The organism is Micromonospora nigra (assembly GCF_900091585.1).
In the GTDB taxonomy this organism is placed as follows: domain Bacteria; phylum Actinomycetota; class Actinomycetes; order Mycobacteriales; family Micromonosporaceae; genus Micromonospora; species Micromonospora nigra.
Map to the genome: position 1 here is coordinate 727,270 of NZ_FMHT01000003.1, position 22,334 is coordinate 749,603.

20 protein-coding genes and 1 pseudogene are annotated in these 22,334 nt (G+C 72.4%); 4 read left to right on the plus strand and 17 right to left on the minus strand.

The genetic code is table 11. From position 1 onward, the window contains the following. Positions 1–18: 18 nt before the first annotated feature. The 14 genes and pseudogenes from GA0070616_RS29395 to GA0070616_RS02765 all read right to left on the minus strand — a co-directional run bounded on the left by GA0070616_RS29395 (position 19) and on the right by GA0070616_RS02765 (position 12,956). A pseudogene (locus GA0070616_RS29395) lies at positions 19–938 on the minus strand (IS982 family transposase). A gap of 84 nt (positions 939–1,022) precedes the next feature. After that, complete coding sequence (gene murI / locus GA0070616_RS02705; protein WP_091089710.1) at positions 1,023–1,823, minus strand: glutamate racemase; 801 nt, start codon at positions 1,821–1,823, stop codon at positions 1,023–1,025. Between the two features lie 14 nt (positions 1,824–1,837). Continuing rightward, positions 1,838–2,530, minus strand: coding sequence for an HAD family hydrolase (locus GA0070616_RS02710; protein ID WP_091075690.1), 693 nt, complete (start codon positions 2,528–2,530; stop codon positions 1,838–1,840). A gap of 44 nt (positions 2,531–2,574) precedes the next feature. Next, entirely contained in the window at positions 2,575–3,201 is a 627-nt protein-coding gene (hisG, locus tag GA0070616_RS02715; protein WP_245712629.1) for an ATP phosphoribosyltransferase, read from the minus strand. 50 nt (positions 3,202–3,251) lie between these two features. After that, positions 3,252–5,117 (minus strand): S9 family peptidase, encoded by a 1,866-nt coding sequence (locus GA0070616_RS02720; RefSeq protein ID WP_091075693.1) that lies wholly within the window; start codon positions 5,115–5,117, stop codon positions 3,252–3,254. A 10-nt stretch (positions 5,118–5,127) separates the two neighbouring features. Further along, positions 5,128–5,928, minus strand: a complete 801-nt coding sequence (locus tag GA0070616_RS02725) for an HAD family hydrolase (protein ID WP_091075695.1) — start codon at positions 5,926–5,928, stop codon at positions 5,128–5,130. Then, entirely contained in the window at positions 5,928–7,109 is a 1,182-nt protein-coding gene (locus GA0070616_RS02730; RefSeq protein ID WP_091075697.1) for an MFS transporter, read from the minus strand. Before GA0070616_RS02730 ends, GA0070616_RS02725 begins: the two co-directional genes overlap by 1 nt. Next, entirely contained in the window at positions 7,106–7,483 is a 378-nt protein-coding gene (locus GA0070616_RS02735) for a hypothetical protein (RefSeq protein ID WP_091075699.1), read from the minus strand. Before GA0070616_RS02735 ends, GA0070616_RS02730 begins: the two co-directional genes overlap by 4 nt. A 19-nt stretch (positions 7,484–7,502) precedes the next feature. Continuing rightward, complete coding sequence (locus GA0070616_RS02740) at positions 7,503–8,192, minus strand: SDR family oxidoreductase (protein WP_091075701.1); 690 nt, start codon at positions 8,190–8,192, stop codon at positions 7,503–7,505. After that, positions 8,185–8,895, minus strand: a complete 711-nt coding sequence (locus GA0070616_RS02745; RefSeq protein ID WP_091075703.1) for a phosphoribosylaminoimidazolesuccinocarboxamide synthase — start codon at positions 8,893–8,895, stop codon at positions 8,185–8,187. The genes GA0070616_RS02740 and GA0070616_RS02745 overlap by 8 nt, the downstream gene beginning before the upstream one ends. Before the next feature lie 21 nt (positions 8,896–8,916). Further along, positions 8,917–9,468: an NUDIX hydrolase gene (locus GA0070616_RS02750; RefSeq protein ID WP_091075705.1), complete on the minus strand. Its 552-nt coding sequence runs from the start codon at positions 9,466–9,468 to the stop codon at positions 8,917–8,919. Between the two features lie 60 nt (positions 9,469–9,528). Next, a complete protein-coding gene (gene purB / locus GA0070616_RS02755) occupies positions 9,529–10,959 on the minus strand; it encodes an adenylosuccinate lyase (protein WP_091075707.1) in 1,431 nt (476 codons plus the stop codon). Positions 10,960–10,965: 6 nt separating this feature from the next. Then, the gene (locus tag GA0070616_RS02760; RefSeq protein ID WP_091089714.1) at positions 10,966–11,976 is read right to left on the minus strand and encodes a beta-ribofuranosylaminobenzene 5'-phosphate synthase family protein; all 1,011 of its coding nucleotides are present in this window, start codon (positions 11,974–11,976) and stop codon (positions 10,966–10,968) included. Beyond that, a complete protein-coding gene (locus GA0070616_RS02765) occupies positions 11,973–12,956 on the minus strand; it encodes a phosphoribosylaminoimidazolesuccinocarboxamide synthase (protein ID WP_245712630.1) in 984 nt (327 codons plus the stop codon). Before GA0070616_RS02765 ends, GA0070616_RS02760 begins: the two co-directional genes overlap by 4 nt. A gap of 85 nt (positions 12,957–13,041) precedes the next feature. On the opposite strand from GA0070616_RS02765, the gene GA0070616_RS02770 reads away from it, so the two are divergent. Then, positions 13,042–14,229 (plus strand): amidohydrolase family protein, encoded by a 1,188-nt coding sequence (locus tag GA0070616_RS02770; protein WP_091075709.1) that lies wholly within the window; start codon positions 13,042–13,044, stop codon positions 14,227–14,229. A 42-nt stretch (positions 14,230–14,271) separates the two neighbouring features. Here the strand turns inward: GA0070616_RS02770 and GA0070616_RS02775 are convergent, their stop codons facing one another. Genes GA0070616_RS02775 through GA0070616_RS02785 form a run of 3 tightly spaced genes read right to left on the minus strand, consistent with a single transcriptional unit; the run spans position 14,272 to position 18,265 of the window. Beyond that, complete coding sequence (locus GA0070616_RS02775) at positions 14,272–15,369, minus strand: NAD(P)/FAD-dependent oxidoreductase (protein ID WP_091089723.1); 1,098 nt, start codon at positions 15,367–15,369, stop codon at positions 14,272–14,274. Continuing rightward, the gene (locus tag GA0070616_RS02780) at positions 15,366–17,054 is read right to left on the minus strand and encodes an FAD-dependent oxidoreductase (protein ID WP_245712631.1); all 1,689 of its coding nucleotides are present in this window, start codon (positions 17,052–17,054) and stop codon (positions 15,366–15,368) included. The genes GA0070616_RS02775 and GA0070616_RS02780 overlap by 4 nt, the downstream gene beginning before the upstream one ends. Beyond that, positions 17,051–18,265, minus strand: coding sequence for a Rieske 2Fe-2S domain-containing protein (locus GA0070616_RS02785; RefSeq protein WP_091075712.1), 1,215 nt, complete (start codon positions 18,263–18,265; stop codon positions 17,051–17,053). The genes GA0070616_RS02780 and GA0070616_RS02785 overlap by 4 nt, the downstream gene beginning before the upstream one ends. A gap of 263 nt (positions 18,266–18,528) precedes the next feature. Between GA0070616_RS02785 and GA0070616_RS02790 the strand changes: the two genes are divergently transcribed. The 3 genes from GA0070616_RS02790 to GA0070616_RS02800 are packed head-to-tail and all read left to right on the plus strand — an operon-like array spanning position 18,529 to position 22,320. Next, positions 18,529–19,863, plus strand: coding sequence for an ATP-grasp domain-containing protein (locus GA0070616_RS02790; protein ID WP_091075714.1), 1,335 nt, complete (start codon positions 18,529–18,531; stop codon positions 19,861–19,863). Continuing rightward, positions 19,860–21,008 (plus strand): saccharopine dehydrogenase family protein, encoded by a 1,149-nt coding sequence (locus tag GA0070616_RS02795; protein WP_091075716.1) that lies wholly within the window; start codon positions 19,860–19,862, stop codon positions 21,006–21,008. The genes GA0070616_RS02790 and GA0070616_RS02795 overlap by 4 nt, the downstream gene beginning before the upstream one ends. Before the next feature lie 10 nt (positions 21,009–21,018). After that, positions 21,019–22,320 (plus strand): lysine N(6)-hydroxylase/L-ornithine N(5)-oxygenase family protein, encoded by a 1,302-nt coding sequence (locus GA0070616_RS02800; RefSeq protein ID WP_091075718.1) that lies wholly within the window; start codon positions 21,019–21,021, stop codon positions 22,318–22,320. Positions 22,321–22,334 lie beyond the last annotated feature (14 nt).

The window sequence follows — 22,334 nt, forward strand, 5'->3', positions numbered from 1 at the left end:
ACGATCTATTCCAAGGGGTCAGTGGTCGTACGCGACGAGTGAGCGCATGACGGGTTCGCCGGTGTGCCAGTTGTGCCAGATCGCGGCGGTCATCGCGAGGATGCGTTGCAGGACGCGTACGGCCACGCCCGCCGGGGTGCGACCGCCGTGTTGCTCCAGGTCGAGTTGGCCCTTGAGGGTTTGGTTGACGGACTCGATGCGCTGGCGCATCGCGCGGAGCAGTACCCGGCCGGGGCGTGGTTTCTCGGTCCGGTACGCGGGACGGATCATGGTCACGCCACGCTCGGTCAATAGTCGTTCCGTGGTGGCGTCGCGGTAGCCCTTGTCCACGATCAGGACCAGCCCGTCGGGATGGGTCAACAGGCCGGTGTCCAGGTCGAACAGGTCGACCAGGACCTCTCGTTCGTTGGTCTTGGCGGTGGTCAGGGCGAACGCGACCGGCAGTCCGTGCACGGTCGTGACCAGGTGCAGGCGTAGTCAGTCCCCAGAAGCGGCGGGAGTGCGAGGCGCAGTAGCCGTAGGTTGCCCACTCGGCCAGGTCGGAGCGTTTCACGGTCTCACGAGAGCGTCCGCATTCCACCCGGGGTCGAGTCGGCGATACGGACCGGGTCGTGCCACAGGTCGGTGTCCAGGACGAGAACCCGGATGTGGTGAGTGATCTGGGCGCCGAGTGCGCGGAGCCGCTTGTTGTATCCGGGCTGTTTCGGAAGGTGGGGGAACAGATGGGTCAGGTTCGCGCGGGCGTGGCGGATCCATCGGGCTTCCTTGTGGTGGCCGAGCAGGGCTTGGAGGACCGCGAGGGTGATCAGCTCAGCGTCGGTGATCCTCGGTGCGATCCCGACCTGTGGCCGCTGCCGATGGAGCTGCGGTGAGGCTTTCAGCTCGTCGTCGATCCTCACGTACAGTGCGGTGGCGAGGGTGTCCCGATCGACGTGCACGTGGCCTCCATGGTCATCGTTGCTCGGCAATGTCGATCATGGACGCCCTCGCCTCTCATGTCGCTACCCCTTGGAATAGATCGTCTAGGCCGCCGCAGTCGTCAACACCATCGCCGGAGACAGGCCGAGGAAGCGGGTGGTGAGCCGCTCGAACGGCGCGACGTCGCCGGTGGCGAGGAATCGGTGCCGGGCCGATTCGTCGCCGGTCGCGCGTGCCACCCGACCCTCGGCGAGCATCCGGTAGACCGTCTTGGCCGTCTCGTCGGCGCTGGACACCAGCGTGACCCCGTTGCCCATCACCAGGCTGAGCAGCCCGGCCAGGAGCGGGTAGTGCGTGCAACCGAGCACCAGCGTGTCCACGCCGCCCGCCTGCAACGGCAACAGGTAGCGCTCGGCGACGCTGCGCAACGCCGGGCCGGACGTGATGCCCCGCTCGACGAACTCGACGAACCGGGGACAGGCCACGCTGGTGACCGACAGGTCCGGGGCGGCGGCGAACGCGTCCTCGTAGGCGCCACTGGCTACCGTGGCGTGGGTGCCGATCACACCGACGTGGCCGTTGCGGGTGGCCGCCACCGCCCGCCGCACCGCCGGTCGGATCACCTCGACGACCGGCACCGCGTAGCGTTCCCGGGCGTCGTGCAGGCAGGCCGCGGCGGCGCTGTTGCAGGCGATGACGAGCAGCTTGACGCCCTCGTCGATCAGCCGGTCCAGGCAGGCCAACGAGTAGCGGCGCACGTCGGCCATCGACTTCGACCCGTACGGGACATTCACGGTGTCGCCCAGGTAGAGCAGGCTCTCGGCGGGCAGCTGATCGGCGAGGGCGCGGGCGACGGTGAGCCCGCCGACGCCGGAATCGAAGATTCCTATCGGCCTGTCGGGCACCACGCCTCCCGGTCTCAGAAGTGGTCGAGCAGCTCGGGGAACCGGGTAAGGGTGAGCACGCCCGGATCGGGGTCCAGCTCCTGGTGCTCCAGCACCCAGGTGTTCTCGTTCGGGATCAGCACCGCGCCCATGCCCACCTGGCGCGCCGGGTGGATGTCCGACTTCGGGGAGTTGCCGATCATCCAGGTGGCGGCCGGGTCGAGGCCGAGCCGGTCGAGCAACGCGCGATAGTCGGCGGTGCGCTTGTCGTCTACGATGTGCACACCGGAGAAGAACCGGGCCAGACCGGACGCATCGTACTTCTGCTGCTGCTCCGCCAGGTTTCCCTTCGTGAACACGTGGAGGTCGTGCCGGCTGACCAGCTCGCCGAGCGTGTCGGCGACCCCGGGGATGAGCTCGACCTCGCGGTCCACCAGGGCGCGTGCCAGCTCCTCGATCTGCCGCCGCTCCTCGGGGGTGCCGGGCCGTTCGCGCAGCCGCTCGAAGCAGGCGTGCAGGCTGCGCAGGAACATGGCGCTGCCGAAGCCGTGCGTGACCGCGTTGGCGCGCTCGATCTCGTCCAGCAGGGCACGGACCTCGACCCGGTCCAGCGTCGGGTGGGAGAGCCATTCTATGAACGCGTCGATGACATTCTCGAAGAGAACGTTGTTTTCCCACAACGTGTCGTCCGCGTCGAAGACCAGGGTCAGGCCTGGAGACCTTCTCATAACTTCCGGCTTGCCTCTCGAATAGACGTTCGCCGATTCTATCATCACCGGACGAACACCGTGTCCCCGACCGGAAGGCGTTCGGCGAGGCGGTCGGCGAGATTCCGCAGCCGGACCGAACCGGCCCGGTGCGGCACGGCCACCAGCACCGATTCGGAAACGATCAGTGGGGCGCCGACCGCGCGCAGTCCGTGCGCGGCGAGGGTCCGGCCGGAATCTACCACGTCGGCCACCGCGTCGGCGATCCCGGCGTGCACGGCGACCTCGACGGCGCCACTCATCGGCACCACCCGGGCCCGCACGCCCAACTTGGCCAGATGCCGCCTGGTCAGGGTGGTCAGTGCAGTGGCGATCCGCTTGCCGTGCCACGTCCGCGGGTCCTCGTCGGTGCCGGGCGGCACGGCGAACCGGACCACCGAACGGCCGAAGCCGAGCGGCAGCAGCTCGCGCAGCTCGTGGCCGGAGTCGGCGACCAGGTCGCGGCCGGTGATGCCCGCGTCGACGTACCCTCCGGCGATCATGGCGGGAATGTCCCGGGCCCGCAGGTAGAGAATCTCGGCGGACCTGATCGGGTCGGCGCTGAACAGCCGCTCCCGGGCCGGCGCGAACGAGAACCCGGCGGCGGCGAGCAGACGGGCACTGTTCGCCGCGAGGGTGCCTTTGTTCGGCACCGCGATGCGCAATAGGGGGGTCGTTCCCGGTGTCACTCCTGCGGTTCTGCTCATGACAATTCCGCTCCGTTTCCCGGTAGGAGGAATCCGAATGCAGAGCCGTACAGGTCGAGTTCGGCGCGCAGACACTCGGCGACCACTCCGGGGTCGCGGAATCCGTGCCCCTCGTGCCGGAAACGCAGATAGCGCACGGCCACCGACGAACGGCACAGGCGTTCCACGAACCGGTCGGCGTCCCGGGGCAGGCAGATCGCGTCGCGGGCGCCCTGCATGAGCAGCACCGAACCGCGGATCCGGTCCGCGCAGGCCATCGGCGACCGGTCGGCGACCGCGTCGCCGATCAGCCAGTCGGCGTACCGGGACTCGAAGTCGTGGGTGGCCGCCGCCCAGGACGCCGCGTCCAGCACCGGGAAGGAGACCGCGGCGGCGCGGAACAGGCCGGGTTCGTCCACCAGCGCGCGCAGCGCGGTCCAGCCGCCGGCGCTGGTGCCGCGGAGGGCGAGCCGGTGCGGGTCGGCCCGGCCCTCGGCGATCAGCGCGCGGGCGACGGTGGCGCAGTCCCGGGCGTCGGCGATGCCCCAGCGGTGCCGCAACCGGTCCCGATACCCGCGGCCGAAGCCGGTGGAACCGCTGTACTGGACGTCGGCCACGCCGATGCCCCGGCTGGTGAAGAACGCGATGGCCGCCTCCACCCCACCGGGGCGACTCCGGCTGGTCGGGCCGCCGTGCGCCTGGATCAGATAGGGCGGGGTCTCGCCGGGTGGGCCGGTGACCCGGGGGTGGCACGGCTCGTAGACGTAGGCGTGCACGCCGGCGTAGGTGCGATGCACCGGCGGCGGCAGGTGGCCGGCGGGGACGCCGGGCGTGGTCCACAGCACGTCGGTGCGGCCGCCGCCGGTCAGCACGACGGCCGGCGGGCGGCCCGGTCCGGCGGCCACCGCGGCGATCCGGTTGCCCGACGCCGTCACGGACTGCCAGTCGGTCCAGCCGTTCAGATCCGGTCCCGCGGCGGTCAGGCCCCCGTCGGCGCCGAGCACGCTGAGCCGGCGGGCGCCGGTGCCGTGCGCAGCGGCGAGGGTGCCGCCGGGCAGCGCGGCGACCGTGCTCGCGCCGACCCGCCACAGCGCCTCGCCGAACTCCTCGGGGCGCGGACAGATCGGGTGCCAGCGGTCGTCATCGTCCACCCGGTACGGGTTCCACCAGCCGTTGCGGTCGCTGACCACCACGAGCGAGCGGCCGTCGACACTCCACTCGACCTGGGTCACCGACTCGTCCGGACCGGTGGCGAGGCGCCGGACGCCGGTGAGGCGGCCGTCCGTGGTGATCCCGGCGACCATCACGTCGGTGCGTACCCACGGCATGTCCGGGTGGTTCCAGCCGGTCCAGGCGACCCGGGCGCAGTCCGGGCTGACCCGGGGGCCGGTGAGGAAGTCGTGGGTGCCGGCCAGGACGCGTTCCGACCGGCTGCCGTCCAGCGGCACGGCCACCAGTTGGCGGCGCACGCCGCCGCTCTCGCGCAGACACCACACCTCGTCGCCGCGGATCACCGGGTCGGCGTAGCGTCGGTCGCCGCTCGCCGGTCCGAGGGCGACGACGGTGCCGTCCGGGACGTGCCGGTGCAGGCGCTGGTCGTCCCAGTGCACGAAGACCGTCTCGCCGCGCGGGCCGGCGGTCCACGGGCGCCCGCCGTACTCCTGGTAGGCGGTACGGACGTCCCACCCGGGCGGCAGCACGTCGGTGACCCGTCCCGGTGCGCTGGCGGTGAGCAGGTGGTTGCGGCCGTCCGCGGGATCGGCGGCCACCCAGCGGACCCAGCCACCGGCGAAGCCGGTCCAGTCCACGGTGCGGGGTGCCTGCGCCGCGTCCTCGGCCCGCCATCCGGAGGGCCAGGAGCCGTACGGGACATGCAGGGACATGGGACTCCTCTCAGTCGACGGCGGCCCCGGCCCCGAGCAGCAGGGTGACGAACGCCGCGACGGCGTCCTCGTCGTTGCCGGGCAGCAGGTGCGCGGCTGCCGCGCGTACCGCGGGTTCCGCGTTGGCGGGTGCCGCGGACACGTCGGCCGCGGCCAGCATCGGGATGTCGTTGAGCCCGTCACCGGCGGCGGCGACGAAGGTGGCACCCAGCGTCCGGGCGAGCCGGCACATCGCCGCCGCCTTGCCGGCGTGGGGCGGGTTGACCTCCACGTACCGGCCGCCGGACGCGGTGACCTCGGCACGGTCGCCGAGCACCCGCTGCACCCGGGCCACCTCGGCCGGTCCCGCCCGTTCCCCGGTGCGGACCAGGATCTTGGAGGCGGTCTCCCGGCCGGTGAAGGCGGTGACCCGGCGGACGTCGTTCCAGTGCACGGCCGCCTCGGGCGGAAAAGGGTCGCGCAGCACGGTGGCCTCCGCCAGGTCCAGCGCGTACGTCCAGGACGGGCAGTGGGCGGACAGGTCCCGCACGAGGTCGCCGACCAGGTCCGGCGCGAGCCCGGCCAGCCGGACCGGCGCCTCGCCGGGCAGTTGGACGAGCGCACCGTTGCTGTACCCCCAGCACGTGGTCGCCGGGATCGCCGCCCGGACGGCGGCGGGCACGTCCCGGGCCGGCCGGGCGGTCAGGACCGCCACGGCCAGCCCGGCCGCGCACGCCTGGCGCAGCGCCGCCGCCACTCCCGGCGCCACGGTCCCGGCCGGATCGAGCAGGGTGCCGTCCAGGTCGACGCAGAGAAGGCGGCGGCCGGCCATCAGGACACCGCGACCTTGACCCGGGACGTGTGCGCAATCCAGAAGACGGCGAGCACGGCGACGCCGAGGAAGGCGAGGCCGCCGACGGTGAGCGCGGCGGCCCGGGTGCCCGCGGTGTCGCGGACCGCGCCCGCCACCGCGGCGCCGATGCCGGAGCCGACCGCGAACAGGGTGACCAACCAGGCGAAGGCCTCGACGATGGTGCCGGTCGGTGCGAGTTCGTCGGTCAGGGTGAACGCGATCACCAGTAGCGGCGGCAGGAAGAACCCGGCGACGAAGACGATGACGGCCATCATCCAGACCGGGGCGAGCGTGCCGACCAGCAGGTAGGAGGTGCCGAGGCAGGCGCTGAACACGACGATCCGGGTGGCGGCCGGTGTCTTCCACTCGATCCGCCCGTTGGTCAGCGCGCCGGTGAACGCGCCGACCGCGGAGATGCCGAGCAGCACGCTGGCACCACCCCACACCTCGGTCTGCTCGGCGTAGGACACCAGGATGATGCTCACCGCGCCGATCGGGATGACGGTGGCGGCGATCCCGACGAGCATCAGCACGAGCAGGGGACTGCGCAGCGGGCCGAGCAGCCCGGCATTGGACGCCGCGCCGCGCCACTGCCGTGACGGCGGCGAGCTGGCGAACACGGCGGTGCCGGCCAGGCACAGCACTCCGGTGAGGACCAGCGCGACGCCGGGCGAGGCGACCGCGACGGTCAGCGCGATCAGCAACGGCCCGGTCACGAAGATGACCTCTTGGCCGACCGAGTCCAGCGAGTACGCGCGTTGCAGGTTCTTCTCCCCCACCAGGCCCGGCCAGAGCGCGCGCAGGCAGGGTTCCAGCGGCGGGGTGGCCAGGCCGCAGAGGGCAACCCCGATCAGGACCACGGCACGGTTGTCGGGTGCCGCGGCGACCGCGATGATCGCCAGCGACGACACCGGCGCCGAGACCGAGAGCACCGTGGTCTGGCCGCGCCGGTCGATCAGCCGGCTGAGCGCCGGGCCGCCGACCGCCTGCGACACGGTCAGCACGGCCAGGGCCAACCCGATGAACTGGTAGCCGATCCCGTTCTCCCGCAGGGTGAGGGTGAGTGCGAGGGCCACCATCGAGGTGGGGAGCCGGCCCACAACGGCCGCGCAGAGCAGCCGGGTCACCGCGGGCAGGCGGAGCATCGCGAGGTAGGTCAAGTGGCTTTCCGTTCCGCGAAGTGCACCGTCAGGGCGGCGAGGCCGGTGGTGTCCAGGGTGAACCGGACGTCGGCCGAACCGCTCCGGCGCCGGTGCGTGGAGTTGTCGGACAGGGGGATCCAGAGCCAGCCGTCGTCGAGCAGCGTGCGGCCGATGATGTCGACTCCGGTGAAATGCGGGATGGCGCGGGTCACGTCGGGCGAGACGTCGTGCACGTCCACGCCGCAGACCGCGCCGGCGGCATCGAAGTTTACCCAACAGAGCAGGCTGCGCCGGACCGACCGGGGCGGCGAGGCGTCGGTCACCTCGTGGAGCACCACGTGCAGGGTCCGGGTCTCCTCGTCCCAGGCCACGAGCGGCGTCCGGACCGTCATGCCACTGCCTCCCCGGCTCTCATATGTACTGCAGGCGGTCCAGGCCGGTGACCGGCGGCGGGTCCAGTAGGGCGGGCCGCAGCTCGATCTCGCCGAGCACCACGTCCGGCGGGGTCGCGGCGGCCCAGGACACCACCGAGGCGACCGACTCGACGCTCATCTTGGTGTCGGCGATGTCGTCGTCAAAGTTGCGGATGGCGCCCGGGTTCAGCAGCGTGGTGCGGACCCCGTGCGGGCGTTCCTCCATCAGTAGCACCTCGGCCACCGCACGCAGCGCCGCCTTGGTCGCGCAGTAGGCGACACCCTCCTCGAACGGGCGGACGCCCGCGTGCGAACCCATGATGACGATGTGCCCGCCGGCCGCGCGCAGCTTGGGCAGGGCCACCTGGACCACGCGTACCACCGAGGTCAGGTTGACCGCGACGGCCTCGTCCCAGTCCTTCGGGTCGAGGTCGGCGAGCCGGCCGAAGCCGCGGGTCACCGCGTTGAGGACCAGCAGGTCCAGCCGGTCGGTGTCGGACAGGACCTCGGCGACGGCCCGGCTGACCGTCGGGCCGTGGGCCAGGTCGGCGAGGACCGGGTCGTCGTGGTCGGCGCAGGAGTTGCGGTTCAGGCAGCGGACGAGGTAGCCGTCGGCGAGCAGCCGGGTACGGATGGCCCGGCCGGTGCCGCGGTTCGTCCCGGTCACCAGTGCGATCCGCTCAGCCACGACGCACCAGCTCCATCAGCTCGCGCCAGCGGGCGATGATCTCGGCGGCCGGCGCGCCGCGCCGGAACAGGTCCTTGTCGTAGGGCGTGCCGTCCGGTGCCCGCAACCGCATGCAGTCCGGTGAGATCTCCGAGTTGATGACCAGACCGTGGTCGTCGTCCTCCGCGACCACGAGGCAGAAGTCCCACAGTTCCAGGGGTTCCAGCCGGTCGCACAGCAGGCGGTTGCAGTTCAGCGCGATCTGCCGGTACGCGGCCACGTCCACGCCGAGGTCGCGCAGGTAGTCCTCGCCGATCGGCTGGTCCTCCGGGTCGGTGCGGTAGTCGAACTTGACCACCGGCGGGTCGAACCGGTGCCCCTCCGCGTACAGGCCGGGGTACTTGCGGATGGTGGAGCCGGTGGCCCGGTTCTTGACGATCACCTCGAACGGTACGGAGGGCCGATAATCGGCCAGGTAGGTGACCGGGCCGAGCCGTTGGTGGAACACCGTGTGGACGCCGTTGGCGGCGAGCAGGCCGGACACGTGCTCGAAGAAGTCCAGCCGCAGTTCGGCCGTGCCGTCGACGAGGTCGTCACGGTCGTACGTGAAGCTGCGCAGCGACGGGATCATCTCCACCACACAGCGGCCAGGTTCGACGAGCCAGATCTTCTTGCTGCGCCCGACGATGTCGGGGTCGCCGGTCGGCAGGGCGAGGTCGGTCACGGCGTTCCACTCCTTCAGGTTTCAGCGTTCCTGGTCGAACAACTCCCCCACCCGGGTCAGGAACTCGGTCAGGTTCGGCTCGGTCACCAGGTCGAACGCCTCGGGCAGGGTGAGCCAGCGCAGTTCGGCGGTCGGTTTCTCCGGGCGGGCCGCCTCGGGTGTGGCCGTGGCCAGGACGAAGCGCAGGTCGGCATGCTCGTGCGCGGGTTCGGTGGCGCTGGCGGGCACCGGCAGCACGGCGACCTGCCGCACCGCGCTGTCCGGCCAGGGCGTCACGTCGTCCAGGCCGGTCTCCTCGCGGGCCTCCCGCAGCACCACGTCGAGGGGGTCGCGCTCGCCCGGGTCGCCGTGCCCGCCGACCTGCAACCACGCCTGCATCCGGGCGTGCCAGCGCAGCAGGACCCGGCGGGTCGGCGGGTGGACGATCAGGGCGGACGCGGTCAGGTGCACGGGCATGTCCCGCGACCACGGGTCGCTCTGGTCGAGCAGGGCGAGCGTCCGTTCCTTGTCGGTGGTCTCGGCGGTAGTCGCGGGGTGGTAGGCGGTCAGCAACCGGACCGTCTCGTGCTGCATGGAAACTCCTCACTGGAGGCGGCCTTCGTCCGTATACGGTAACCACGTGATTACTACCCCTCACAGCAGGGCGGCGGGGCGGTATCCGGCGGCGTCCGGGTCGGCGGTCACCTCCCGGTCGATCCGTTTCACGATCTCGGCGACCTGGTCGGCCGCCGCGCCGGTGAACAGCAACCGGTTCGCCAGCAGGGCGTCCAGCTCCGTCCGGCCCAGCGGGAAGCGTTCGTCGGCGGCCAGCGCGTCCAGCAGACCGTTCTCGCCGCCGCGCGCACGCAGCAGGCCGGCGTGCCGCACGGCGTGCTCCTTGATGATCTCGTGCGCGGTCTCCCGGCCCTGCCCGGCGCGCACCGCGGCGAGCAGCATTCGGGTGCTGGCGAGGAACGGCAGGTAGCGCTGGAGTTCCAGGTCGATAACGGCCGGGAACGCCTGGAACTCGTCGAGCACCACGAGAACGGTCTCCAGCATCCCGTCCAGGGCGAAGAACGCGCTGGGCAGCGCGGTGCGGCGGACGACCGAGTCGGAGACGTCACCCTCGTTCCACTGGCCGCCGGCCAGTTGCCCGGTCATGTCGGCGAGACCACGCAGCACGACCATCAGGCCGTTGATGCGCTCGCAGGAGCGCATGTTCATCTTGTGCGGCATCGCGGACGAGCCGACCTGCCCCTCGGCGAACCCCTCGGAGGCCAGCTCGTGCCCGGCCATCAGCCGCAGCGAGGTGGCCAGCGACGACGGCCCGGCGGCCACCTGCACCAGCAGGCTGAGCACCTCCCAGTCGAGCGACCGCGGATAGACCTGGCCGACGCTGACCATCGCCCGGGTCACCCCGAGGTGGGCGGCCACCCGGTCGTTCAGTCGGCCCAGCCGATCCCGGTCGCCCCCCAGCAGGTCGAGCATGTCCTGCGCGGTGCCCACCGGCCCCTTCACCCCCCGGATCGGGTACGCGTCCAGCAGGTCGTCCAGGCGCCGCACCGCCAGCAGGATCTCCTCGGCCACCCCGGCGAACCGCTTGCCGAGGGTCGTCGGCTGGGCGGGCACGTTGTGGGTACGGGCGGCCATCACCGTGTCGGCGTACTCCGCGGCGAGCCGCCCGAGCCGCACCAGCACCGCCACGCAGCGGCGGCGGACCAGGGTCAGGCTGTCCCGGATCTGGAGCTGCTCGACGTTCTCGGTGAGGTCACGCGAGGTCATGCCCTTGTGGATGTGCTCGTACCCGGCGAGCCGGTTGAACTCCTCGATCCGGGCCTTCACGTCGTGCCGGGTGACGCGCTCGCGCGCCTCGATGGCGGCCAGGTCCACCTGGTCGAGCACCACGCGGTAGGCCGCGACGGCCTCGGCCGGCACGTCCACGCCCAGGTCGGACTGGGCCTCCAGCACGGCGATCCAGAGGCGGCGCTCCTGCACCACCTTGCGCTCGTCGGTCCAGAGTTCCACCATCTCCGGCGACGCGTAGCGCGCGGCCAGCACGTTGGGCACGATCGGCTTCTCAGGCATGTTTCCTCATCGCTGTGGCACATGGTCGAGCGTGAGACCATGGTTGTCGGCATGGGTGACCCAGTAGTCGCGCAGCAGGCCCTTGCGAAGCAGGGACTCCGCCCACGCCTCGGCCGCCCGCGGGTCACGGGCGAACGCGAAGCAGGCGGGCCCGGTCACGCTGAGCGCAACGGCGTCGACGGCGGGCGAGGCGCGACCGGCGGCCAGCACGTCCTCGACGGGCCGGCCCTGGAACATGATCTGTTCCCGTTTGAAGTGGCTGGTGAAGGTGATCTCGTTGACCGCGTCGCAGAATCCGTCGAAGTCGTGCTCCGCGACGGCCGGGGCCAGCCCGAGGAACACCAGCTGCGCGGTGCGCCGCGCCTCCTCGGACGAAATCGGGGTGACCCGCTTGAACCAGTCCAGCTCCTGCTGGCCGCCGAGGTGCCGCCCGTGGGTGATCAGGATCAGCACCGGCCACGGCGGGAACGGCAGGCTCACCACCGGCCGGGGCACCGGTGCGGGCGGCGCGTAGCGGCTGGGCCGCAGGAACGCGGCCGGATCGGCGGCCATCTCGGGCGGGTTGCGGTGGCCGCCGTCGACCAGGAAGCCGCCGGTGGCCGCCAGCCCGGTGCTCGCACCCGAGGTGCGGCCCCGGCCCAGCAGGCGGGAGAGCTCCGGCAACTCGACACTCCGGCCGCAGATCTCGGCGTACGCACGACCGACCGCGAGCAGCGTGGCCGTCTTGGACCCGAACCCGGTGTGCTGCGGCAGCGGCCTGGTCAGGTGCACGTCGACGGGCGGGCCCTCCCAGCGCTTCTCCAGCGTGGCCAGGGCGGCGAGCAGGCCGGTCGCGGTCTCCTCGGCCGCGCCGCTCACCCGGGACGCGCCGAGCACCGGCTGCACCTCGGCGATCAGGCCGGGCCGGCGGACCGCCATCGCCGCGATGCCGTTGCGGCGCAGCGACCCGGCGTCCAGGTTGATCAGGGTGAAGCTGAGGCGGGACGGCCCGGACACCCGGACCGCTCGCGGGGTCACCGTCCGCTCCCGGCACCGGCGGCGACGGCGTCGTCGTAGCGCCGGGCGGCGGCGGTGAGCCGGTTCCGCGCGGCGGCCGTCCCGGTCGTCCACAGCTCGGCGAGGGTGGCGTAGACGTCGGCGACCGCGCCGATCGCCTCCGGGGCGAGCGGCGCGGGAGGCGCCCACTCGGCGCGCGGCACCCCGTCCCGGACGTACGCCTGGACGCGGTCGCGCAGCCCGGGGTGGATCGCGCGCAGCAGCTCCTTGCAGACCGGCGTGTCGCCGAGGTAGAAGCGGTTCTCATCCGGGGTGCCCGCGTGGTCCACGATGATCAGGCGGCGGTCGTCGTCGTACCCGAACTCGGCCTTGCCGTCGACCAGGGTGAGCCCGATACGCTCGCAGCGTTCGCCGACGGTGGCGCAGACCCGGCGGGCGGCCACGGTCAGCGCGGTCAGGTCGTCGGGGCCGACGCCACCGACCCGGGCCGCCTCGGCGCGGGTGAGGAACCGGTCGGTCTCCTCGAACTTGCTGGTGAACTCGACCATGTCGGCGGCGAGCCGCCCGGTCACCGGGTCGGGCGCGGGCACGTCGGCGGGGTCCAGCGCTCCGGCCGCGATCCGCCGGTGCACGGACGACTCGGGGCGCAGCTCGCGCCGGTAGACCACCTGGAGCGGGATCAGCCGGGCGGGCCCGGTCAGCCGGGTGCCGCTCAGGTCGCGGCCGAGCAGCCTGATGCGGATGGTGTCCGCGGCGACCTGCTCGACAAAGTGCGTGGCGAGCCCGGCGTCGTGCAGCAGGCCGAACGAGTGCACCGCCATCGCGCAGGAGGCGCGCCCCTTGCCCGGGATCCGGTCCGGCATCACGCCGTGGTCGAACACCGAGTATCGGTCGGAGAAGGTCATCAGGGCGTCACCGGCCCGCCCCTCGGCGGGCGGCACCAGCACCCGAAGGTCCTTTGTCGACCACTGCTTCACGATCGCCTCCGCGAGCGTCGTCACGAACCTACCGACAGGGGGACGGTTCAGGGACGCCGGCCGTGACAGAGTGGACGGAACTTTCGCCTTCCCGGACAAGGATTCCGACGTGAGCACACTTGCCGTCGTCAACGCCGCCGCCGTCTTCTCAGGCGACCTGGCCGCACCGATGCTGACCGGTGCGGACACCGTGCTGTGCGCGGACGGCAGGGTGGTCGCCGCCGGTCCGGCCGACACACTGGCCGACGGGGTGGCGGACGCGGACGCGGTCCTGGACGCCGCAGGCGGCACGGTGGCGCCCGGCCTGATCGATTCGCACGGCCACGTGACTTTCGGCGACTGGACCCCCCGACAGCAGACGGTCGGCTTCCTCGAGAGCTACGTCCACGGCGGGGTGACGCGAATGATCTCCGCGGGCGAGGTGCACGTCCCCGGCCGCCCCCGCGACCGCGAGGGCGTGAAGGCCCTGGCGGTGGCCGCGCGAGCGTCGTTCGACGCGATCCGCCCCGGTGGTATGCGGGTGCACGCCGGCAACGTCCTGCTCGAACCCACGCTGGACGAGAGCGACTTCCGGCACCTGGTGCGGTGCGGTGTCTGGCTGGCCAAGTTCGGCTTCGGCGCGTACACCGACCCGCTGGACGCGGTGCCGCAGCTGCGGGTGGCGAAGAGCTGTGGTCTGCTCGTGATGTGCCACGCGGGGGGCGTCAGCGCGGCCGGCTCGGGCGCCCTGCGCGCCGACGCGTTGCTGCGGCTGGACCCGCACGTCTGCGGGCACGCCAACGGCGGCCCGACCGCGATGCCGGACGCCGACGTGGACCTGCTGATCGTGGAGAGCGCGATGGCCCTCCAGGTGGTGCAGGCGGGCAATCTGCGGTCCACGCTGCGGCTGGTCCGGCGAGCCGCCGAGCAGGGCGCGCTCGCACGGGTGGTGGTCGGCTCGGACACGCCGTCGGGGTTCGGGGTGATGCCGCTGGCCGTCCTCAAGACCGTGGTCGAACTGACCTGCCTCGTGCCGCTCGACCCCGCCGTCGCGTGGGCCCTGGCGACCGGCAACGTGGGGCGGGTCTGGGAGTTGCCGGCCGGGCGGATCGCGGCGGGCGCGGCGGCGGACCTCGTCGTGTTGTCGGCGCCGCGGGGCGGGGTGGCCGACGACGCGGCGGGAGCGATGCGCAACGGGGACGTCCCGGCGATCACGGCTGTGGTCACCGACGGGCAGGTCCGGGTGCTGACCAGCCGGAACACTCCCGCGCCCGCGCACCCTGCGGCGCTGACGCCGCCGGGCACGAGGCCACGCTGAACCACCACCACCTCCCGGCCAGACCGGGACGGACCCGCCCGTTCAGGCCGGAGCGAACCGACCCGGCCGAAACGCCCCGGCCAACTCGTGCTCACCACCCCCGGTGACCTCGCGCGCCGCGATCTCCCCGAGCAACGGCCCGAGGGTGAGCCCGCTGTGCGTGACGATCACGTAGAGCTTGTCCTGCCCCGGCACCGGCCCGACGATGCTGCGCCCGTCGCGCGGCATCGGGCGGACCCCTGCGAAGGCGGCCTCGACCGTGACTCCCGCCGCCGCGGGCAGGACCTCCGGCAACCGGGCCAGCACGGCCGCCGCGGCCACCCCGGTGTCCTGCGGCAGCCGCACGTCGACCTGCTGGCAACGCAGCACCAGTCGTCGTCCGTGGTGCGGCCGGATGCTCAGACCCGGCGCGTGCACCACCCGCCCCAGGCTCACCCCGGGCGGCATCGGCGACGTCTGGACCAGCAGCCCGCGGGTCAGGACGCCGGGATCGTCCGGGCCGGCCAGGGGCAGTCCGTAGCCGCGCCCGGCCAGCAGACCGGCGGTGGTCCGACCCGCGCAGCAGACCACCGCGTCGGCGGTGATCCGCTCCCCCGACACCAGCCGTACGCCGTCGCCGGCGAGCTCGGCGACCGGTGCGTCCAGGCGGACCCGCAGGCCGTGCCGCCGCCCGGCCGCACGCAGCCGTTCCAGGAAACGGTCCGCGACGACGTAACCGTCGTCCGGGTAGTGGACCACCGGGCCGGCGTCGTCCGGGATGCGCAGCGCCGGCTCGAGGCGGCGGGCCGCACGGGGGGTGTACTGCTCGGCGGCCCAGCCCTTGGCCCGGTACGACGCGGTGGCCTCCAGCAGCGTCGTGGCGGCCTCCGGGCTGTCGGTCCAGTGCAGGTTGCCGGCCGGATGGAAGCCGTTGTCGGGTATCTCGGCCGCGAGGCGCCGGTGCGCGGCCTGGGCCTCGTGGGTGAGCGCCCAGTAGTCCGCGTTGCCGTCGTCCACCGGGTTGACCCAGGCGAAGCTGTGCGCGGACAGGGTCCGCTCCGGCGGATCGGCACCGAGCAGCGTGACCGAGGCTCCGGTACGGGCCAGCCGGTACGCCACGCAGGTGCCGACCGCCCCCGCACCGACCACGACGATCCTCATCGGACGCCCCGCGCGTTGTGCCGCGGGTCGGACGAGCCCGGCGCATCGGGCGTGCCGGGCGAGCCCGGCGTGCCGCCGGAACCGGGCGGGCCGAACGCGCGCCCGCACCGATAGCCGCCGGTCAGCGCGGCGGCCAGCGTCGCGCCGGAGCCGGGATAGCCGGGTCCCATCGGGCCGGCCGCGACATTGCCGCACGCGTACAGGCCGGGGATCGCACTGCCGTCCGCCCGCAGCACGGCACCGGTCGGGCCGGTCCGGACGCCGCCCTTGGTGCCGATCATGCCGGAGCGCACCTCGACCGCGTGGTACGGCGGCTCCTCGATCGGGCCCAGGCACGGGTTGCCGGGTTGCCGGTCGTCGCCGTAGTAGCGGTCGTGCTCGGTCTCGCCGCGCCCGAACTCCGGGTCGTGGCCGTCCCGGGCGTGGGTGTTGAACCCGGCCACCGTCCGGACCAGACCGTCCTCGTCGACGCCGCAGTTCTTGGCGAGTTCGGCGAGCGACGTGCCGTGTCGCCACCAGCCGGGCGGTGGGGCGCCGGCCGGCGTGCCGCCCACCGCGTAGCGGCGTCGGAACGCGTCGTCGAACACCAGGTAGGCGGGACTGTGCCGCAGCCGGTGCAGGGTCGGGTCGAACGCGTGCAACGCGCGGGTGATGTCGTTGTAGTTGACCGCCTCGTTGACGAACCGGCGGCCGGTCCGGTCCACCAGGATCGAGCCGGGCAGGCATCGTTCGGCGACCAGGTGGCGGGTCAACGGTTCACCGTCGTACGTCTCGTCCGGGTCCTGGACGATCGGCGCCCACCAGGCGTCCGACATCGCGTCCAGCGCGGCGCCGGCCGCCATCGCCATGACCAGGCCGTCGCCGCGGTTGCCGGGCGGGCTGACCGGCGCGCTGGCGGGCTCACGCAGAAACGCCCGCCGCAACACCGTGTTCCACTCGAAACCGCCGCTGGCCAGCACCACGCCGAGCGCGGCGGGCAGGTCGCCGGCGTCCGTGCGTACCCCGGTTATCCGGTTGTCGTCACTCAGCAGGCCGCGCGCCGGGGTGCCGGTGCGGAACCGGACGCCGCGGTCGTCGGCGGCGGCGACCAGGCCGGCGACCAGGCCAGCGCCGACGGCCACCACGCCGTCGCGTTCGCGGCGGGCCACCTCGGTCTCGTCGCGGGTGCCGGGCCAGCGGCTGCGCTGCCGCTCGTCGTACGTGAGGGCGGCGGTGAAGTGCGGGCCGACCCGGATCCGGTCGAGCAGGCCGGGACGGCCGGCGGTGGCGTAGGGCAGCACGTCCAGGCAGCGACCGCCGCCGGGCAACGCGCCGGGCCAGTCACTGTGGTAGTCGGGCCGGTCGATGGCGGCGACCCGGACCGGCGTGTGGGACAGCAGGTAGTCGACCATCGGGCCGACGGTGCCGAGGAATAGGTCGATGTCGGCGTCGGGCACCGCGCCCTCGGTGACCCGCTTCAGATAGCGACGGGCCGCGTCGCCCGAGTCGGTGAGACCGAGGGCGCCCAGCATCGGGTTCTCCGGCGCCCAGATCATGCCACCGGAGACCGCGGTGGTGCCGCCGAGGCGGTCGGTGCTCTCCAGCACGGTGACCCGCCGCCCGGCGTCGGCCGCCAGGCAGGCGGCCAGCAGCCCGGCGCCGCCGGATCCGACCACCACGACGTCGGTGGCGTCGGAGACATTCATCGGGTACGCCAGTCGCAGCCGGCGGGTACGGTCAGCGCGGCCGAGCGAACCTGCCCGTAGTCGGCGTCGACGCCGGGGGCACGCTGTCCGAGCGCGTGTTGTTTCAGCGCCTTGAGCAGGTAGCGACGGGTGGCGATGATGCCGGTGTCGCTGCGGCCCGGGTTCTCCCGGGTGCGGTCGACGATCGGGCCCATGCTCTCCTGCACGGCGATGTCCTGCATCACCAGGCCGCGGATGCCGGAGAAGCTGCGGCCGTCACGCATCTCGCTGCGGTCCTGACCCCAGGCGTTCTCCCGGCTCCAGCCCGCGCGGATGTTGTCCGGGTCGAGGGTGGCCAGGTCGAGGCCGAACTGGCTGGCGAACACCGTCGGGTCTACGGGTCGCTCCTCATTGTACCAAAGGTACCACATGATCGTGCGGTGGTCGTCGACCGGCACCCAGGCGTGCCAGAGCCGGTCGCCGGACGGCAGTTCGGGAACCACCGTGTAGAACGGCATGGCGAACGGCTTGACCCGGACGAGCTGCTCGCCGGTGGACAGGTGCCGGACGGCGGCGAAACGCAGCCCGTACGGCTGTTCGTCGATGTCGTCACGCGGGGCCACGTCGTCCAGCAGTTCGCGCAGGGCACCGGCCCGGGCCTCGGTCTCGTGCAGCAGGGCGACGTGCGCGGAGTCCACGTCGGCCTCCAGGCCCTGCAACCAGTTGCACTCGACCGGCGCGATGAGGCCGAACACCTGCTCGGGCGGCAGCTTGTGGAAAGCGAAGCCGGGCAGCGGCGGCGCCTCACGGGTCGGGTCACCGGGCCAGATCCAGATGATGCCGCCAGCCTCGGCGACTGGGTAGGTGCGCAACTTGACGCGAGAGGCGAACTTCGTCAGCTCCGGCGGCTCGGACGGGGTCTCCAGCACCTCGCCGGTGACTGAGAACTTCCAGCCGTGGTAGACGCAGCGCAGCGCGCAGTCCTCGTTGCGGGCCAGGACGAGCGAGGCGCCGCGGTGCGGGCACGCCTCGGCGAAGCAGCCCAGGGTCCCGTCGGCGGCCCGGAACAGCACGAGCTTCTCGCCGAGCAGCTCGACCGGGACCGGTGCGCCGCCAGGTTCCGCGACCCGGGCCGAGCGCATGACGGGCATCCAGTACTCCCGCAGCAGGTCGCCCATCGGCGTACCGGCCCCCACCCGGGTGAGCTGGTCATTGACTGTCCTGGTGGTCATCGACGTTCTCCGTCCGTCCCGCGGGTCGGTCACTCCTCTGGTGGACGAACGGACGGGACGATGCGTGACAGCGCGGTGACGTTCAGCCATGAAGTCTCTTGACACTGACGTACCTCTATGTTGAGGTTGTTTTACCCAGCCGACGCATTCGCGAGTTGCCCAGGCGTTCCCGGATAAGCCGCGCGACCCCTTCAGTGCAACCAGGAGTAGATGCTTCGCGACTGCAGCCAATCGACCTTCAGCTGCCCACGGAGTGAGGCTCGATGAAAATCCGTCAGGTCCTGTTCGTCAACCTTCGGCGCATCGAAAGAGAAGGAATGGAGTCCCTGCTGGCTGCGCGCCGGCTGGGCTACGAGGTCGTGCTGCTGGGCCGCTCACTGCCGGACTTCGCCGCGCCGCTGGTGACCGATTTCCACCAGGTAGACACCTACGACACCGAGTTGGCCCTGGCCGCCGCCAACGAGCTGGCCAGCAAGTACGACATCGCAGGGGTGCCCAGCTTCACCGAGATCGACGTTCAGCTCGCGGCCGCGATCGCGGCGCAGCTCGGGTTGCCGGGGATGAGCGCCACCGCCGCGCTACGCGCCCGAAACAAATTCGAGATGAAGAATGCGTTACGAGATCTCGACGGTGTCCTGCCGGAATTTCGCCGGGTGCGGACGCTGGCCGAGCTTCGGCGGGCGGTCGACCAAATAGGGTTTCCTGCAGTCATCAAGCCGACCGGCGCCTCCGGCTCCAAGGGAGTTTTCGAACTGCGCCGGCCGGAGGACGTGGAACCGGCGCTGGAGCAGCTCGAACGAATCGCCAGCCCGCAATTCGACGCGGTGTTCCGGCAGTTCGGGGCGGAATTCATCGTCGAGGAATACCTGGACGGCACCGAGTTCAGCGTGGAGGGCATGGTCGCCGCCGGGCAGGTGCACGTGGTCGCCGTGACCGACAAGATCACCTCGGTGCCGTACCACCTGGAGGTCGACCACCGGATGCCGGCCGCGATGGGCGCCGAGACCCTCGCCGGCGTCACCGTCACCACCGGCCGGATCGTCACCGCGCTGGGCTTCGACAACTGCGCCTTCCACCTGGAGGCGAAGTGGGGCCCGAAGGGGATGCGGTTCATCGAGGTGGCCGCGCGGCCGGCCGGTGACTACATCGCCTCGCACCTGATCCCGCTCGCCACCGGCGTCGACTACTTCGCCGACCTGATCCGGATCGCGGTCGGAGAGGCACCGGTCCTCCAGCCGGACCGCGCCCTCCACGCCGGGCTTCGGTTCGTGCTGGCCGACGGGCCGGGTCGCTTCGACGGCGTGGACGGGGTGGCCGCGGTGGCCGGCGACCCGGGCTACCCGCACCTGTTCTTCGAGCACCCGCCGGGCACCGCGATCGCGTTGCCGCCGGAGAACTTCGGCCAGCAGCGGGTCGCCGCAGTCGTCGCCCGGCACGCCACCCGCGCCGGCCTGGACGCGCTGCTGGACGCGGTGCCCGGCAAGGTCACCGCCCGGATGGACGCTCCGCCGCCGCGCCGCTCCGCACCAGCACCAGCACCAGCACCAGCACCCGCGACGCTTCGAACCCCGACCCTGGACGGGATGTCGAATAGATGAGAGTCGCCCTGTTCGGGTGCGGCCGGATGGGTCTGGGCTGCGCACACTCGCTGGCCACCGATCCCGCCGTCACCCGGCTCACCCTGTTCGACACCGACCCGGACCGGGCCCACGACACGGCCCACCGGATCACGCCGTACGCGACCGGCACGGTCACCGTGGCCACCGACCCGGATGCCGCCCGGGCCGGTCACGACGTGCTGGCCACCGCGCTGCCGTGGGCCGCCTGCCGGGACCTGATCGGCACGGCGGCCCGTACCGGCGTGCCGATCGCCGGGATCGCCCGGCCGCACCAGGACGACCTCGCCATGCTGGGCGACCTGGACCGGCCGGGCACGTCCACCGTGCTGCTGCCCATCGGCCTGGAACCGGGGCTCACCGAGCTGCTCGCCGCGGAACTCGCCGAACGCCTGGACTACACCAGGTCGGTGGAGATCTTCTGCGGTGGCATCCCGAGCACGCCGCGCGAACCGGTCGGGCACGTCTCGTTCTTCGGCGGTGAGAGCGCCCACCACCTGCCGATCGCCCAGCGGGACTCGCTGGCCACCCGGCACGGCCGGCTGGTCACCGTCCCGCGCTTCTCCGGCCTGGAGGAGCGCCACTTCGACGGGATCGGCACGTTGCAGGCGTACCACGACGGGATGGTGCCCTGGCTGCGAACACACCCGGCGCTGAGCGAGGCGGACTGCACCCAGAAGACGGTGCGCTGGCCCGGGTTCGGCGAGGCGGTCACCCGGCTGGCCCAGCTCGGGCTGCTCGGCGAGGAACCGGTCGACGTGGACGGTGCCCGGGTGGTCCCGCGCCGCCTGGTGGAACGGGTGCTCGCCCCGCGCGTGATGGCCCGCCCGGCGGACACCGACCTGGTGGTGCTGGAGGTGATCGCCCACGGCGCCCTCGGCGGCCGGCCGCACGGGCTGCGCGTCCGGCTCACCGACACGCACGATCCAGCGACCGGGCTGGCCGCGATGACCCGGTGCACCGGCTTCGCCCTGGCCGCCGCGAGCCTGCTGCTGGCCGGCGGCGAGGTGGGCGGCGCGGGCTGGCAGATGCCGCATCTCGCGATCCGCGGCGCCGCCCGCGGGCGGCTGCTGGACACGCTACGCCGGCACGGCATCCGGATCGCCGAACTGTTTCCCGCCGCGTAGGAGGCACACGATGAGCGGACCCTCGCCGACGCTCGACCTCGTCGGGATCGGGATCGGGCCGGCCAACCTGAGCCTGGCCGCGCTGTTGGCCGACCGCGGCGGGCTGCGCAAGGTCTTCCTGGAACGCAAGAAGTCGTTCGAGTGGCACAGCGGGATCATGGTGCCGAACGCCCGGATGCAGGTGCACTTCCTCAAGGACCTGGTGACGCCGGTCGACCCGACCAGCCCGTACACGTTCCTGTCGTTCGCGGTCGAGGAGAAGCGGTTGTACCGGCTGCTGGTCAGCGGCCGGACGCACATCCCACGCCGGGAGTTCGAGCAGTACTGCCGCTGGGCCGCTGACCGCATCGACGACTTGCGGTTCGGGGTGGCGGTCGACACGGTGGAGTTCGACGGCGACGCGTTCCTGCTGCGCAGCAGCCACAGCACGATGCGGGCGAGGAACATCGTCATCGCCACCGGCTTGCAACCGTGGCTGCCGCCGTGCGCGGCCGGGCATGCCCCGGACCGGGTGCTGCACGCGGCGAACCTCCTGGACGTGCCGCGCAACCTGGCCGGCCGCCGGGTGGCCGTGGTGGGTGGCGGGCAGAGCGGCGCCGAGGTGGTGCTGCATCTGCTGCGTGCTGGCGAGCAGCGCCCGAGCCGCCTGCTCTGGGGCACCCGCCGCGGCAACCTGTTCCCGCTGGACGACAGCCCGTTCGTCGAGGAGCACTACCTGCCGAACTACAGCCGCTACTTCCATGCCCAGCCGCCGGAGCGGCGGGCCCTGCTCAACGAGCAGCAGCGGATGTCCAGCGACGGTGTCTCCGCCGGCCTGCTGCGCGAGATCTACCAGCAGCTGTACGACCTGGAGCTGGTCGAGGGCGTCGCCCGGCCGTGCGACGTGATGGTCGGCCACCAACTGCTCGGCATCGACCAGCAGCGCCACGACCTGCTCACCACGTGGCGCTCGGCGGACGGCGAGCTGGTGCGGCGGCACGTGGACGTGGTGATCTGCGCGACCGGCTACCGGCACGGGCTGCCGCCAGTGCTGCGCGGGCTGCGCGACCGGATGCCGGACGAGCTCCCGCCGGTCCGCGCCGACTTCAGCCTCGAATGGGACGGCCCGGCGGACAACCTCATCTTCGTGCAGAACGCGGCCCGGCGCGACTTCGGCGTGGCCGACCCCAACCTGAGCCTGCTCGCCTGGCGCAGCGCGACCATCGCGAACAGCCTGCTCGGCGAGAAGCGCTTCGACACCGGCCAGGTCAGCGGCGCGGTCGACTGGGTGCACGCGGACGACCAGCTGATGACCGGCACCCACGGCGACTGAGCCGCACACCAGGC